This window comes from Acidocella sp. KAb 2-4 (genome assembly GCF_020567705.1).
GTDB lineage: Bacteria > Pseudomonadota > Alphaproteobacteria > Acetobacterales > Acetobacteraceae > Acidocella.
Window position 1 is genome coordinate 284,865 of sequence record NZ_JAJDJU010000002.1, and the last position, 15,172, is coordinate 300,036.

At 67.9% G+C, this 15,172-nt stretch carries 12 protein-coding genes and 1 pseudogene; 5 read left to right on the top strand and 8 right to left on the bottom strand.

Annotation, left to right across the window (positions count from 1 at the left end; all coding sequences use genetic code 11):
* Position 1: 1 nt before the first annotated feature.
* Positions 2–985, top strand: coding sequence for a cysteine synthase A (locus LI953_RS03005; protein ID WP_227074538.1), 984 nt, complete (start codon positions 2–4; stop codon positions 983–985).
* Entirely contained in the window at positions 976–2,343 is a 1,368-nt protein-coding gene (locus LI953_RS03010) for an amidase family protein (RefSeq protein ID WP_227074539.1), read from the top strand. The genes LI953_RS03005 and LI953_RS03010 overlap by 10 nt, the downstream gene beginning before the upstream one ends.
* Positions 2,344–2,347: 4 nt before the next feature.
* Here LI953_RS03010 and LI953_RS03015 read toward each other — a convergent pair whose 3' ends face one another.
* Positions 2,348–3,640: a hemolysin family protein gene (locus LI953_RS03015; RefSeq protein ID WP_227074540.1), complete on the bottom strand. Its 1,293-nt coding sequence runs from the start codon at positions 3,638–3,640 to the stop codon at positions 2,348–2,350.
* Between the two features lie 160 nt (positions 3,641–3,800).
* On the opposite strand from LI953_RS03015, the gene LI953_RS03020 reads away from it, so the two are divergent.
* Entirely contained in the window at positions 3,801–6,506 is a 2,706-nt protein-coding gene (locus tag LI953_RS03020; RefSeq protein ID WP_227074541.1) for a glycosyltransferase, read from the top strand.
* A gap of 281 nt (positions 6,507–6,787) precedes the next feature.
* Positions 6,788–8,065 carry a DEAD/DEAH box helicase gene (locus LI953_RS03025; protein ID WP_227074542.1) on the top strand — a complete coding sequence of 426 codons (1,278 nt, stop codon included), beginning with the start codon at positions 6,788–6,790 and terminating at the stop codon, positions 8,063–8,065.
* Positions 8,066–8,115: 50 nt separating this feature from the next.
* Here LI953_RS03025 and LI953_RS03030 read toward each other — a convergent pair whose 3' ends face one another.
* From LI953_RS03030 to efp, 7 genes are all read right to left on the bottom strand, one after another.
* Positions 8,116–8,259 carry a hypothetical protein gene (locus LI953_RS03030; RefSeq protein WP_227074543.1) on the bottom strand — a complete coding sequence of 48 codons (144 nt, stop codon included), beginning with the start codon at positions 8,257–8,259 and terminating at the stop codon, positions 8,116–8,118.
* 96 nt (positions 8,260–8,355) lie between these two features.
* Positions 8,356–8,916 carry a 5-formyltetrahydrofolate cyclo-ligase gene (locus LI953_RS03035; RefSeq protein WP_227074544.1) on the bottom strand — a complete coding sequence of 187 codons (561 nt, stop codon included), beginning with the start codon at positions 8,914–8,916 and terminating at the stop codon, positions 8,356–8,358.
* A 5-nt stretch (positions 8,917–8,921) separates the two neighbouring features.
* Positions 8,922–10,046 (bottom strand): peptidoglycan-binding protein, encoded by a 1,125-nt coding sequence (locus tag LI953_RS03040; RefSeq protein ID WP_227074545.1) that lies wholly within the window; start codon positions 10,044–10,046, stop codon positions 8,922–8,924.
* Positions 10,043–11,179: a flagellar motor protein MotA gene (locus tag LI953_RS03045; RefSeq protein WP_227074546.1), complete on the bottom strand. Its 1,137-nt coding sequence runs from the start codon at positions 11,177–11,179 to the stop codon at positions 10,043–10,045. Before LI953_RS03045 ends, LI953_RS03040 begins: the two co-directional genes overlap by 4 nt.
* Entirely contained in the window at positions 11,176–11,769 is a 594-nt protein-coding gene (locus tag LI953_RS03050; RefSeq protein WP_227074547.1) for an OmpA family protein, read from the bottom strand. The genes LI953_RS03045 and LI953_RS03050 overlap by 4 nt, the downstream gene beginning before the upstream one ends.
* Before the next feature lie 16 nt (positions 11,770–11,785).
* Positions 11,786–12,589: an inositol monophosphatase family protein gene (locus LI953_RS03055; protein WP_227074559.1), complete on the bottom strand. Its 804-nt coding sequence runs from the start codon at positions 12,587–12,589 to the stop codon at positions 11,786–11,788.
* Between the two features lie 135 nt (positions 12,590–12,724).
* On the bottom strand, positions 12,725–13,291 hold the full coding sequence (gene efp, locus LI953_RS03060) for an elongation factor P (RefSeq protein ID WP_227074548.1): 567 nt from the start codon (positions 13,289–13,291) through the stop codon (positions 12,725–12,727).
* Between the two features lie 237 nt (positions 13,292–13,528).
* Here efp and LI953_RS03065 point away from each other — a divergent pair.
* Positions 13,529–15,172 (top strand): annotated as a pseudogene (locus tag LI953_RS03065) (hypothetical protein); the annotation flags it as partial.

Below are 15,172 nucleotides of genomic sequence, written 5' to 3' on the forward strand. Positions count from 1 at the left end.
GATGGAAACAGTGGCGGACGGGCTGATCGGGGCGATCGGGGGCACGAGGCTGATCAGGCTGAAGCGCGCCTCCGCCGCCACGGGCTGCGAGATTTTGGGCAAGGCGGAGTTCCTCAACCCTGGCGGCTCGGTGAAAGACCGCGCCGGGCTGGCCATCATCCGCGACGCCGAGGCCAAGGGGCGGCTGAAGCCTGGGGGCATCATCGTTGAGGGCACGGCGGGCAATACCGGCATCGGGCTGACGCTGGTGGCCAACGCGCTCGGTTATAAATGCATCATCGTGATGCCCGAGACCCAGAGCCGCGAGAAGATCGACTTCCTGCGCATGATCGGCGCGGATCTGCGGCTGGTCCCGGCCAAGCCGTTCAAAGACCCCGATAATTACGTGCATGTCTCGCGCCGGTTGGCCGAGGAGCTGGGCGCGGTCTGGGCCAACCAGTTTGACAATCTGGCCAATCGCGAGGGCCACCGCCTGACCACTGGCCCCGAAATCTGGGACGAGACCGCCGGCAAGATCGACGCCTTCACTTGCGCCTGCGGCACGGGCGGCACGCTGGCTGGGGTGTCGATGGCGCTGAAGGCGCTGAAGCCCGAGGTGAAGATCGTGCTGGCGGACCCGGAGGGCAGCGGCCTCTATGGCTGGGTGAAGAGCGGCGACCTTTCGGTGAGCGGCTCCTCCATCACCGAGGGTATTGGCCAGTCTCGCGTGCCGGGCAATCTGGAGGGCGTGGCGATCGACGACGCCGTGCGCATCCCCGACCCCGAGGCGCTGGAGCAGATCTACGACCTGCTGATCCATGAGGGCATCTGCATCGGCGGCTCGGCCGGCATCAACGTGGCGGCGGCGATCCGCGTGGCGCGCGAGATGGGGCCTGGCCATACGGTGGTGACGATGCTTTGCGATGGCGGCGCGCGCTATCAGAGCAAGCTGTTCAACCCGGAATTCCTGCGGAGCAAGAGCCTGCCGGTGCCGCCGTGGATGTGACCGACGCCGCGGCGCTGGACGCCGAGGAGCTGCTCACCGCCTATGCCGCGCGCCAGCTCACCCCGTTGCAGGCCTTGCAGGGGGTGACCGAGCGCATCGCCCGGCGCAACCCGGAGATCAACGCCTTTGCGGTGATGAACCCCGAGGCGCTCAATGCCGCGCGCGCCAGCGCGGCCCGCTGGGCGGCGGGCAAGCCAAGTGGCGTGCTGGATGGCGTGCCGGTGACGGTGAAGGATTTGGTGGACATGGCCGGGCTGCCCACGCGGCGCGGCAGCAAGACCACCGATACCGCGCCCGCCCCCGCCGACGCCCCGCTGGTGCGCGCCCTGCGCCGGGCGGGGGCGGTGATCATCGGCAAGACCACAACCACCGAATATGGCTGGAAATCGCCCGGCGACTGCCCGCTGCACGGTATCACCCGCAACCCTTGGAACACCGCGCGCACGCCGGGCGGCTCGTCCTCGGGCGCGGCGGCGGCGGCGGCGGCGTTTTTCGGTCCGCTGCATGTGGGCACCGATGCGGGCGGCTCCATCCGTATTCCCGCCGCGTGGTCGGGCATTGTTGGGCTCAAGCCCAGCTTCGGGCTGGTGCCGCAATGGCCGCTAGGCGCGTTCGGGCATGTCGCCGTGGCCGGGCCGATGGCGCGCTCGGTGCGCGACGCGGCGCTGATGCTCTCGGCCCTGGCCGGGCATGACGCGGCGGACCCGTTCTCCCTGCCCGGCGCGCCACGCGATTATCTGGCGGGCATCGAGGAGGGCGTGCGCGGCCTGCGCATCGGCGTGCTGCTGCGCCCGGGCTTCGCCGCGCCGGTGGATGCGGACGGGCTGCACGCGCTGGAGCAGGCGCGGCTGGCGCTGCGCGAGCAGGGTGCCGAACTGGTCGAGATCAGTCCCGATCTGCCGGATATCTCCGAGGTGTTCACGAAACTCTGGGGCATCGCCCTGGCGCGGGTGGCGGATACGCTGGCCGAGGACCAGCGCGCGCTGCTGGAGCCGGGGCTGCTGGCGGTGGCTGAGCGCTTCCGCGCCACGCCGGGGCTGGAGGTGATGCGCGCCGAGGCGCTGCGCGTGCAGGCGGCGCATGAGATGGCGGCGCTGACGGTGGACGCGGTGCTTTGCCCCGCCGTGCCGCATTGCGCGCCGCTGGCCGAGGCCCCGGTGCCCGACCCGGTGGCGGCGCTCTGGCAAAACTGGGCGCCCTGGACCTTCCTGTTCAACCTCACCCGCCAGCCGGCGATTGCCGTGCCGGTGGGGGTGAACGCGGCGGGGCTGCCGATTTCGGTGCAGATCGCCGCGCCGCTCTACCGCGACGACATGGCGCTGCGTGTGGCGCGGGCGGTGGAGCGGGCGGTGGGGTAGGGGGTTACTCCCCCGCCTCCCGCGTCACGCGCACGCGCTCGATCCGCCGCCCGTCCATCGACAACACCTCGAACTTCCAGCCGCCGAACACCAGCGCGTCGCCGGCGCGGGCGGGGCGCAGCAGCAGCGCCAGGATCAGCCCGCCCAGCGTGTGGTAGCTGCCCTCATTGGGCAAGGCGGGAAGGTGCAGCCGGGCCTTTGTCTCGTCCACCGGGGTCAGCCCGTCCAGCTCATACACTGAGTCCGCCGCCGGCTCCGGCTCATGCGCCGAGGGACCGGCATCGTCGGCGTCACCCACGATCGCCTCCAGCACATCGGCGGCGGTGACGATGCCTTCGAAGCTGCCATATTCGTCCAGCACCAGGGCGATGCCCAGCACGTCGCCCTTCAGCCGCTCCAGCGCCTCCAGCGCCGAGACGGAGTCGGGCAGGGCCATGGGCTGGCGCAGCGCCGGGGCGAGCGAGAAATCCTTGCCGTCCAGTAGCCGGTCCAGCACATCCTTGGCCGCCACCACGCCGGCGACGTTGTCGATCACCCCGTCGCACACCACCAGGCGCGAATGCGGCGCGCTGCGCAGGCGGGCGATGATGTCCTCCTTGCCCGCGGTGCGGTCGATCCAGACGATTTCGGTGCGCGGGGTCATGATCGCGCGCACCGGCTTGTCGGCCAGGCGAAGCACGCGCTCGATGATGTCGCGTTCCTCGGTCTCCAGCACGCCGGTCTCGGCGCCTTCCACCAGGATCGCCTTCAGCTCCTCCTCGCTCACCGCGCGAGCGTTCTCCGGCTCGGGGCCGAAGGCGCGCAGCACCAGCGTGGTGGTCTTGCCCAGCAGCCACACCGCCGGGGCCGCCGCCCGCGCCAGCAGCCCCAAAGGCCCGGCGGTGAAGGCCGAGACGCGCTCGGGGTGGCGCAGCGCGAGCTGCTTGGGCACCAGCTCGCCAAACACCAAGGTGAGGTAGGTGATGACGATGACCGTGAACACCACCGCCACCGGCCCGGCATAGGGGCCGATATAAGCCAGACGGGCGAGCGGCACTTCCAGCTGGGCGGCGAGCTGGTCGCCGCCAAAGGCGCCGGTGAGGATGCCGATGAGCGTGATGCCAAATTGCGTGGTGGGCAGGAAGCTGTGCGGGTCGTCGGCCAGCTGGCGGGCGCGGGCGGCCCCGGGCACGCCCTGGCGCTCCATGAGCGAGAGCATCGCCCGCCGGGCGGAGACCAGGGCCAGCTCGGCCAGGGCGAAGGCGCCGTTGAGCAGGATGAGCAGGGCCAGAATGAGAATCTGAAGAGCGATCGGCATGCGCCCTTTGTATCGGAGTTTTGCGTGCCGTGCAGCCGGGGCGGGAGGAAAACCCCGGCTTGCCTTAGTTGGGACACAATCGCGCCCAGCCGGTGCCTTACTGGAAAGTCATAAATCGCCACGCACGGGGCTAATCCCGGGTGTTTTCGGATCGCAAGGCATGACCTACCAGTCGCAAATCCAGCGCCAGGACGCGCTGCTCTCCACCGCCAAGCCTCGCAAGGGCTGGGCCAGCCCGGGCTCCTGGGCGGCGGCACTCGGCGCCGGCGTGGTGGCGCTGGGCCTGTGGGGCGCGGCCAACCGCCCGGCCACCAACATCCCGGCCTATCATGGCGAGATCGGCGGTTTCGCCTTCTCGCCCTTCCATAAGGGCGAGAGCCCGCAGACCGGCGATTACCCGAGCACGGCCGAAATCAAGTCCGACCTCGCCTTGGCCGCGAAATACACCCACAACATCCGCACCTATACGGTCGAGGGCGATCTCGGGCAGATCCCGGCCCTGGCCGAGGGGATGCACCTGAACGTGACCCTGGGCGGCTGGCTGGACCGCCACCCGGAGGCCAACGCCAAGGAACTGGCCAAGCTGGTGCAGGTGGCCAATGCCAATGCAGACGTCACGCAGCTCATGGTCGGTAACGAGACCATCCTGCGCGGCGACATGACCGTGCCCGACCTGATCAACGACATCGACCAGGTGAAGGCCGAGACGCATGTGCCCGTCTCCACCGCCGAGCCTTGGCATGTCTGGCTGAAATACCCGCAACTCGCCCAGCACGTGGATTTCATCACCGTGCATCTGCTGCCCTATTGGGAGGGCGTGCCGGAGAACATCGCCGTGCAGGACGCGATGCACCGCCTGCAGATGGTGCATGACCGCTTTCCCAACAAGCGCATCGTGATCGGCGAGATCGGTTGGCCCTCCGACGGCATCGATATCGGCGCCGCCCGCGCCAGCAATATCAACCAGGCCCGTTTCCTGCGCGATTTCTTCAACCTCGCGCAGCAGGATCATATCGACTACTTCGTGATGGAGGCGTTCGACCAGCCTTGGAAGACCAGCTTCGAGGGCCGCGCCGCCGGGTACTGGGGCATGTTCACCCTGGATCGCCATCAGAAATGGTCGCTGACCGGCCCGGTGGAAAACAACCCGCACTGGTTTGAGTACGCGCTGGGCGGCGTGTTGGCCTCGCTGGCCGCGACCATGCTGCTGCTCTCGCGCCGCCCGGATATCCGCTTCACCGGCAAGCTCGCCTTCGCGGCGCTGGTCGAGGGCTTCACCGCCATCCTTGCCATGCTGTTCATGAACATGGGCGAGACTTATCTCTCCATGAGCGCCGCCGCCGTGTGGGGCGCGCTGGCCGCCGGGCAGGGGCTGCTGCTGTTCCTGCTGATCGCCGACAGCTTCGACCTGGTCGAGACCATCTTCGGCCGCATCTCGCGCCGCCACTACGAGCCGATCCCGGCTCCCGCGGGCGCCAAGCTGCCGAAGGTCTCCATCCACCTGCCGATCTGCAACGAGCCGCCCGAGATGGTGAAGCTCACCCTCGACGCGCTGGCGAACCTGGATTACGAGCGCTACGAGGTTCTGGTTATCGACAACAACACCATGGACCCCGCGGTGTGGGAGCCGGTGGCCGAGCATTGCGCGCGGCTGGGGCCCAAGTTCCGCTTCTTCACCCTGGGCAAATATAAGGGCTTCAAGGCTGGCGCGCTGAATTTCGGCCTGCGCGAGACCGCCCCGGATGCCGAGATCATCGGTGTGATCGACTCCGATTACCTGGTCGACCCCGACTGGCTGCGCTGCATGGTCCCGGCCTTCGACAACCCGGCCGTCGGCTTCACCCAGTCGCCGCAGGATTACCGCGACAATGATGGCGGCCTGTTCAAGCGCATGATGTTCTGGGAGTATGCGGGCTTCTTCCACGCCGGCATGGTCACCCGCAACGAGCGCAACGCCATCATCCAGCACGGCACCATGACCCTGGTGCGCAAGCAGGCGCTGCTTAACGAGAATGGCTGGGCCGAATGGTGCATCACCGAGGACTCCCAGCTGGGCCTGCGCCTGTTCCGCGCCGGGTATGAGGCGGTGTACTCCAAGAAATCCTTCGGCAAGGGCGTGATGCCGGATGACTACAACGCCTTCCGCAAGCAGCGCTTCCGCTGGGCCTATGGCGCCATGCGCATCGTGCGCGCCAATGCCGGCGCCCTGTTCAACCCCTTCAACAAGGAGCTGACGCTTGGCCAGCGCTGGCACTTCATCACCGGCTGGCTGCCCTGGTTCGGCGATGCGCTGGGCATCGTGTTCCTGGCCATGGGCCTCGCCTGGTCGGCCGGGCTGATCCTGGACCCGGTGCGCTTCGAGTTCCCGATCGCCCTGTTCATGCTGCCCTCGATCGGCCTGTTCTTCTTCAAGATCGTGCAGATCCTGGCGCTGTATAAAAACCGCGTGCCTTGCGGCTTCCTCGACCGGGTGGGCGCGGCGGTGGCCGGGCTGGCGCTGTCGCACTCCATCGGCAAGGCCGTGTGGAAGGGGCTGTTCACCAACAAACTGCCCTTCATCCGCACCCCGAAGATGAAGGACGCCCCCGCCCTGGTGCAGGGGCTGGTGATGGCCCGCGAGGAGCTGGTGTTGCTGCTCCTCACCTGGGGCGCGGCGCTGGGGGTTGGCTTCGGCCACCACTGGGCGACGCTGGAGACCAAGCTGTGGGTCGCGGTGCTGTTCACCCAGTCCATGCCTTATCTGGCCTCGGTTGGCGTCTCCATCCTGGCCTCGCTCCCGGCCAAGGCGGCGGCCCCGGTGATCACCGCCGCCCCGGCCAAGCAGACCGCGTCGCTTGGCGCCATGCATCCGGCGGCTGGCGACTAAGCCCGCCCACCCCACCAAAGGGCCCCGCTTGCGGGGCCCTTTTTATTTCTGCGCCGCGCGGGGCAGATCTGCCCGATTATCCTTGCGCTAAGCACCCCGGCGCGTGCATAAGGCCGCCACTGGCCGCGATGGCGCGACCGGGAGCGCTGCTCCCGGCTGTGGCGGCTTGATTTGATGGGGGCGCGTTTCGCCCCGTTTGACCGTCCTTTTCCAAAATCGCGCGTGGAAGCCGGACAATATCGCCAGAGAGGCTCTCTCTGGCGCCGGAGACGTTTGTTTATATGACTGAAATGAATTTTGATGCGTTCGGCCTGGCCACCCCGATTCTGGCCGCGCTGAAGCATGCGGGCTTCGTGAAGCCCACCCCGATCCAGCAAGGCGCGATTCCGCACGGCCTTGCGGGCAAGGATGTGCTGGGCCTGGCCCAGACCGGCACTGGCAAGACCGCCGCCTTTGCCCTGCCCATCTTGCAGGCCATGGCTGGGCACAAGCTGCATAACCGCCGCTTCTCGACCCGTGCGCTGATTTTGGCGCCGACCCGTGAACTGGCGGTGCAGATCGAGCAGGAGTTCAAGAAATTCGGCGCCGGGCTCGGCCTGCGCGTGGTGCTCATCGTCGGCGGCGTGGGCCGCAGCGGGCAGGTGGCGCGCATGTCGCGCGGGGCGGATATCGTTGTCGGTTGCCCCGGCCGCGTGCTCGACCTGATGAACACCAAGGAGCTGATCATCGACCAATGCCAGTTCTTCGTGCTGGACGAGGCCGACCGCATGCTCGACCTTGGCTTCTTCCCCGATATCCGCAAGATCGTGACGCATCTGCCCACGCGGCGGCAATCGGCGCTGTTCTCGGCCACCATGCCGGCGGAAATCGCCAAGCTGGCCGAAGGGCTGCTGCATGACCCGGTGCGAGTAACGGTGGCGGCGGTGGCCTCCACCCCGGCGCGCATCGCCCAGAGCGTGCATTTCGTCGAGGGCGCACAGAAGCGCGAATTGCTGGTGCAACTGCTCCGCGACCCGGCCTTCACCCGCGCCATCGTGTTCACCCGCACCAAGCGCGGGGCGGATCGCGTGGCCCTGCAACTCAACGGCGCCAAGATCTCCGCCACCTCGCTCCACGGCAATCTCAGCCAAAATGCCCGCCAGCGCGCGCTCGACGCCTTTAAGTCCGGCGAGGCGCGGGTGCTGGTGGCGACCGACATCGCGGCCCGCGGCATCGATGTCTCCGGCGTCTCGCACGTGGTGAATTTCGAGCTGCCGAACGAGCCGGAGAGCTATGTGCACCGCATCGGCCGCACCGCGCGCAACGGCGCCGAGGGCGTGGCCGTGGCCTTCTGCGACGCCACCGAGCTGCCGTATCTGAACCAGATCGAGAAGCTCACCGGCATCAAGATGCAAGTGGCGAGCGGCACCCGTCCGGCCCAGGCGATGCCGGTGAAAAAGCCCCAGCGCCACCCGGACATGGTGGTGCGCAAGGCGAAGCCCGCCACCGCCCCCGGCGCGAAGCTGGGCGCCAAGCCCCGCCGTCCGCAATATCAGGAGAAGCGGGCGAAAGTGGCTTAAGTTGGATAAGGGGCCGTTCGGCCCCTTATTTGTCACTCAGGGACCAGTAGTTAATCGCTGTGTTTGTTGCTTTCGTGCCTGATAAAAATTGGAAAGCCTTTGAGGCCATGGTCACGTGCATATATTTTTTTGCCGTCACGTAACGTGATGGATGCACGAAAGATCAGACCGACAGGTTTAGAAAATTTGCTCATGTAAGAGCTCCTTCAGAGGGATTCCGACGCCACACGGCGTTGGCGCAGCGACGCTGCGACTCGCATTTTATTGGAACTCTCGTCCATAAGGCAACCCTAACTTGAGGCGTTGCCGAAACGGTATACCTCCCCCTCCGTCGCCACCGCGTGCAGGTGAAAATCCGTCTCCTCCACCGGCACATGCGCCACTTGCTGCGCGGCATAGGCGCAGCCGAGGCGGAAGGCGTGGGGCAGGCCGGCCAGGGTGCGGTCGTAATAGCCGCCGCCATAGCCCAGGCGGTGGCCGGTGGCGTCGAACGCCACCAGTGGCACCAGCACGAAATCCGGCGTGACCGCCGCGCCCAGCGGATGCATGGTGCCATAGCGCCCGCGCGCCAGTTCCACCCCCGGCGCCCAGGCGCGGAAGATCAGCGGGTTGCCGCGCGGCGTGGTTTCCGGCAGGCCGATGACATGGCCGCGCTCATGCAGCGCGGTGAGCAGCGGGCGGATGTCGATCTCATGCGGCATCGGCCAGAACCCGGCCACCACCGCCCCCGCGGGCACGATGCCGGAGGCCAGCACATGCGCCGCCAGCTGCGCGCCCAGCGCCGGGTTCCAACGCGCGCGCAGGCCCAAAATCTCCGCCCGCAACGCCGCTTTTTGCTCGGCCAGATCCATGATCTTCAAGGCGCCGTCAGGCGGAATTCGATCCGCCGGTTCTGCGCGTAATCCGCCGGGGTGGTGCCGGGCGCGATCGGGTTGTTGGAGCCCATGCCAGATACCACCAGCCGGTTCTGCGGCACGCCATCGGCGATCAGCAGATCCAGCACCGCCAGCGCGCGGGCCGAGGACAGATCGAAATTCGATTTATACGGCCCGCCGCTGATCGGCTGCGCGTCGGCATAGCCATCGACCGACAGCACCCAGTTCACATTTGGCGGGATCTTGGCGGCGATCTCCTTCACCGCCTGTGCCACCTGCGCGATCTCGGCTTGCCCGGCAGGGGTGATCGTTGCCTCATCGACGGGGAACAGCACGTCGCTCTCGAACACGAAACGGTCGCCCACGACCTTGATGTTCTTCTCGCCCTTCAGGCTCTCGGATAATGTGCGGAAGAACACGCTCTGATATTGCTGCAATTCCTCGACCTTGCGGGCCAGCGCCTCGTTGAGCTGCTTGCCGAGATCGACGATCTGCACCTTGTCGGCCGCATCCGCCGTCTGCGCGGCGTCGAGCGCAGTTTGCAGCGCCGCGAGCTGCGCGCGCAACGCCGCCAGCTGCTGGTTGAGCAGGGCGATCTGCGCCTCGTCCTGAGCGGAGAGCTTCTGCGCGTCGGCGAGTTTCTGCTGCATGTCCGGCGTGCCGGTCACCGCCTCCATCTGCGCCTGCAGCGTGGCGATGCGCCCCGTGGCCGCCGCCGCCTGGGCCTGCGCGTCTGAAAGCTGGGCCTGCATGGTTTTCTGCGCGTCTTGCAGCGTGGCAAGGCTGGCATTGCTGGTGGCGAGCTGCTGGGTGAGGCTGGTATTGGCCGCCTGCGCCTGCGCCAATTGCGCGTTCAGCGCCGCCAACTCCTGGCTCAGCGTCGCGTCCTTCGATATTTCCATCGACAGGCTTTGCGTCAGTTCCGAGATCTGCTGTTTCAGCTTGTCGATCGTGTTGTTGGAGCCGGTGAGGGCGGAGGACAGGAACGCCTCGGCCAGCACGAACACCAGCAGCACGAAGATGATGACCATGAGCAGGGTGGAGAGCGCGTCCACATAGCCGGGCCAAGCCTCAAGCCCGTTGCCCGTGCCCCGCCGGCCTCTCATGGCCGGTTGTGGTCCGCCAGCCCGGCGATGGTGCGGGTGAGCACCTTGAGGTCGCTGCGCAGCTCGCCCAGGCTTTGGCTGCGGCCTTGCTCGCTCTCGGTAAGCAGGCGCGAGAGCAGTAATTCGATGTTGCGCAGATGCGCGCGCGCCACCTCATCGGCGGGTTTCGGTTCGGCCAGGCGCGAGAGCACCGGGGCGATGCCCATCTGCGCGGCGCCGATCTTCTCCATCAGTTGCTGGTTCACGCGCAGCGTGTCGGAGAGATGCGCCAGCCGCTCGGTCATCGCCACCACCGCCGCGCTGCTCTGGGCGCGGCCTTCCTCGCCGCGCGCCAGCACGCGCTGCAACTGGTCCATATTCTCCGCCGTCTGCTCCAGCAGCGCCTGCACGTAGACAGGGATGCTGCCCTCGCCATCGCCCGCCAGCGCGCCGGTGGAGAGCCGGGTCAGCCCGGCCAGCCATTCCTCCAGTTCGTTGAAGAAGCGGTTCATCGCCTGCCCGGCGGTGAGATCGAGAAAGCCCAGGATCAGCGCGCCGGACAGGCCGAACATCGAGGACGAGAACGCCGTGCCCATGCCCGCGAGCGGCCCGGTCAGCCCGTTCTTGAGCTGGCTGAACATCGCGTTCACATCGCCGCCGGCGAGGTTCATGCCGTTGATCACCTCGGCCACCGAATTCACCGTGCGCAGCAAGCCCCAGAACGTGCCGAGCAGGCCGAGGAAGATCATCACCCCGGTGGTGTAGCGCGAGAGTTCGCGCGATTCGTCGAGGCGCGAGGAGATGCCGTCAAGGATCGTGCGCATCGCCTGGCCGGAGAGGGTGATGCGGCGCTCGCCATCGGCGCGGCCGTGCAGCATCCGCGCCATCGGGGCGAGCAGCACGGGCGGGGCGGCTTGTTCCAGACGCTGGCGGTTGCGGCGGAATTCCTCGACCCAGGCGGCCTCAGGGTAGAGCCGCTGCACCTGGCGCAAATTCCAGAACACGCCGAAGAACTCGACCGCCACGATGACGCTGTTGACCACTGGGTTGGCGAGGAAGAAACGCGAGAGTTCCGGCGAGAGCAGGGCGGCGAGGCTGTAGACCACCACGCAGAACAGGATCATCCGTATCAGGTAGTTGGTCGGCTTGGTCATTGCGCGGTTCCTGCGCCTGCGGTGATGATCGTGTTGTCATCGGCCTGGCCGGGGCTGGCGCCCATGGCGCGGGGGATGATGTTCTGCGCCGGCACCCCGCAGGCGGCCAGCGCTTGCTTCACCGCCAGGGCGCGCGCGAGCGAGAGGCGCATCGCGGCGGAGGGGTCCGAGGGGTTGGCCGGCGCATGGGCGCTGACGCTGACCATGCCGCCCGCGCCGCAGAACGGGCCGAGCGCGGCGGTGGCGTTGGCGGGCAGCGCCGCGCTGCCGGGGGCGAAGCTCAGCTTCACCCCCGCGGGCGGGGCTTTGGGCACGGGGGCTATAGGCTTGGCCGTGGGTTTGGGCGTTGGCGCGGGCGCGGCTGCCGGGGCGGGCTTGGCCGCTGCCGGGGCCGCCGGAGGCGCGGGCGGCTTGGCGTGATGATGGATGACGCGCGGCGCGGCTACCGGTCGCGGGGGCGCTGGCGCGGCGGGGGGCGCCGGGGCGATGCCGGAGAGTTGCTGCAACGCCGCGGGATTGACTGTCACCTGCGCCTGCGCGCAAGGCGCCGCCAGGGCCAGGAGACCTGCCAGGAGCGATAAATGCTTCACGGCAGAAACTTTAGCTTCAACCCTTGGCCGCCGCCAGACCGTCCTGCACCACTTCCAGCAATTTGCCGTGCAGATGCGGGTTCGCCGCGACCACGGTGCTGTTGATGTCGTCCTTGCCCTCGGCATCGGTGGCGTAGCCGCCGGCCTCGCGCACGATCAGCATCCCCGCGGCGACATCCCAGGGTTTGATGCCGGTCTCCCAATAGCCGTCATACCGGCCCGCCGCCACCCAGGCGAGGTCCAGCGCCGCGGAGCCGAAGCGCCGCACCCCGGCCACTTGCGGCATCAGCGTGCCCAGGGTGCGGGCGAAGGAGAGGCGGTTGCGCGGGGCCGACACGGCGAAGGGAATGCCGGTGGCGAACAGCGCGTCCTTCAGCTCGCGCCGGGCGGAGACGCGCAGGCGCTTGTCGTTGAGATAGGCGCCCACGCCCTTCTCGGCCCAGAACATCTCGCCCGGCACCGGGCTGTAGACCAAAGCGGCGTGGATCTCGCTATTGCCGTCGGGCAGGCGCTTCTCCAGCGCGATCGAGATCGCCCAATGCGGGATGCCGTGCAGGAAGTTGGTGGTGCCGTCCAGCGGATCGACGACCCAGCGCCACGCCCATTTTTCGGAGCCGGAGGCGCCGGATTCCTCCATCAGCATGGCGTAGCCGGGCCGCGCCTTCTCCAGATCCTCGCGCAGCGAGGCCTCGGCGCGCAGATCCGCCTGGCTGACGAAATCCCCCGGCCCCTTCATGGAGACCTGCAGGTTCTCGACCTCCAGAAAATCGCGCAGCAGCCGCTTGGCCGCCTTGTTCGCCGCGGCGTGCATCACGGTCATGTGCGGGGAGAGACGTGGCATCATGGCAATTCAGTCCTTGGCAAGTAAGACCGCCTGGAAACGGCAAACGAGACCGCGCGGGTCTCGTTGTTAAATAGTCGGGGCCGGGGGCGCGATGATCCCCCGGCATGTGCATCAGCCCTTGGCGCGCTCGACGTAGCTGCCATCCTCGGTGCGCACGACAATGCGCTCGCCCGCCTCGATGAAGGGCGGCACCAGGGTCTTCACGCCGTTGGAGAGCTTGGCCGGCTTGTAGGAGGAGGAGGCGGTCTGCCCCTTCACCACCGGGTCGGCCTCGACCACTTCCAGCGTCACCTGCGGCGGCAGGGTGATGCCGACCGGATCGCCTTCCACCAGCGCCACGATGACGGGCATGTTGTCCTGCAGGAAGGGCGCGGAATCGCCCAGGATGGAGACCGGCACCATGAACTGCTCGAAGGTCTCGGGATCCATCAGCACCAGGTTTTCGCCATCGGTGTAGGAGTAGGTGAAATCCCGGTCCTCGGTGGTCAGACGCTCGACGGTGTCGGCGGTGCGCCAGCGCTCATTGGTCTTGTTGCCGGTCTTCAGGTTGCGCATTTCCACCTGGATGAAGGCGCCGCCCTTGCCGGGGGTGATGATCTGCTGCTTCAGCACGGTCCAGCGCTGGCCCTCGTGTTCGATGACCTGGCCGGCGCGGATAAGATTAGCCTGCTGCTTCATGGGTTCTGCCCTGCCGATTGAAAACTTGAATGATCGTAAGGCGCGGGCTTACGCCGCCAGGGCGATTTCGGCAAGCCACCCCCGGCGCAGCGGGCTGCCGGTTAACAGGAAAATATCGGTTCGGGCGGGCGGGACCTGCGGCATTAACGCGCAATTCACCCGCGGCGGATAGGGTGAGCACAACCTGTCGTCGTGATTGGGTGGCAAAATGCGGCCCGGCCTCAAGGATCTGCCCGCATGCCCGCGTCTCAACCCGGTGTCAGCCTGGCGCGCCGCACCTCCCATGCCTCACTATTGGCGTTGCCCGCCGCCATGGCGCTCGGCGCCCCGGGCGCGGCGCAGAGCGTGATCTCTACCAGCCACACCGCGCCGCTCGATCTCGCCGCCTATGGCCCTGGCGTGGTCAGCATCGCCAGCTTGGTGAGCCTCAGCTCCACCAGCTGGGCGGCGGCCTGGGCCGCTGGCGTGGTGAGCGTCGCCAATGCCGGGCAGGTGCAGGCGCCCGATGGCGTCGGCATCCTGCTGGGCGGTGGGGGCAGCCTGAGCAACACCGGCACCCTGGCGGGGAATGACGCGGTGTCGCTGGGCGCGGCGGGGAGCATCGGCAATAGCGGGGTGATCAGTGCGGCCAGTTACGGCGTGCTCGTCAATGGTGGCGCTGGCAGCGTGAGCAATAGCGGCAGCATCGCCGCCGGGTATGACGGGGTGAGCCTGAACCGCGGCGGCGCGGTGACCAACACCGGCTCCATCTTCGGCGGGCATATCGGGGTTTACACCGGCCACGGCCTCGGCAGCGTCACCAATAGCGGGCAGATTTCCGCCCGCGGCGGCGACGCCGTGTCACTCTATTCCGGCGGCAGTTTCACCAACACCGCCGCGGGGCGGCTGCTCGGCGGCTATTCCGGCGTGTATGCGGGCGGCGATGGATCGCAGATCACCAATGCCGGGCTGATCACCGGGCCGGATTTCGGCGCCTATCTCAGCGGCGCCTCCACCATCAGCAGTAGCGGCACCATCGTGGGCGGCATTGACGGCGTGATGGATAGCGGGCGCGGCGGCGTGGTGCGCAATGCCGGGCTCATCAATGGCGGCAGCATCGGCGTGCGCCTGGCGCGCGGCGGCACGGTGGAGAATAGCGGCACCATCGCCGGGCTCACCGGCATCACCGCCTTCGGCCCCGCCAGTATTTATGACACGGGCAGCCTCATCGCCACGGGCGGCGGCGACGCCATCAGCCTCGCGCGCGGGGCCAGCACCGTCACGCTCGGCACTGGCGCGGTGATCAGCGGCGATATCGCGGGCAATGGCACCGCGAGCAGCCTCTCGCTCACCGGCAGCGGCACGCTCGGCACCGACATCACCGGCTTCAACAATGGCGCGCTCTATGTCGCCCCCGGCGCGGCCTGGACTGGCACCGGCCAATGGAATGTGGCGCAGATGGTGAATGCGGGCAGCTTCACCGCCGGGCTTGCCGCGGTACCGCTGCGCCTGACCGGGAATTTCACCCAGACCAGCACCGGCACGCTGGTTGTGCTGGTCGAGCCGGGTGAGGTCTCCAGCTTCACCGTCACCGGCACCATCACGCTTGGCGGCACGCTCACCTATGTGCTGGCGCCCGGCACCTACACCCCGGCCAGCTACCAGTTTTTGCAGGCCAGCGCCGGGCTGAGCGGCAGCTTCGCGCAAGTGGCGGGGTCGGCGCGGCCGGTGCAGGTGGTGCTCGGCCCGCTGGCGGCGCGGCTGCGGATCAATGGCAATTTCAGCGTGGCGCCGCAGGGCGCGGCGCTGTTGCCCGACACCACCCAAGCCCTGGCGATGCAGGCCGAGAGCCTCGGCGACACGCTGCTCGCGCGCGCGGCATTGGGCGGCGGCGGGGCGGGG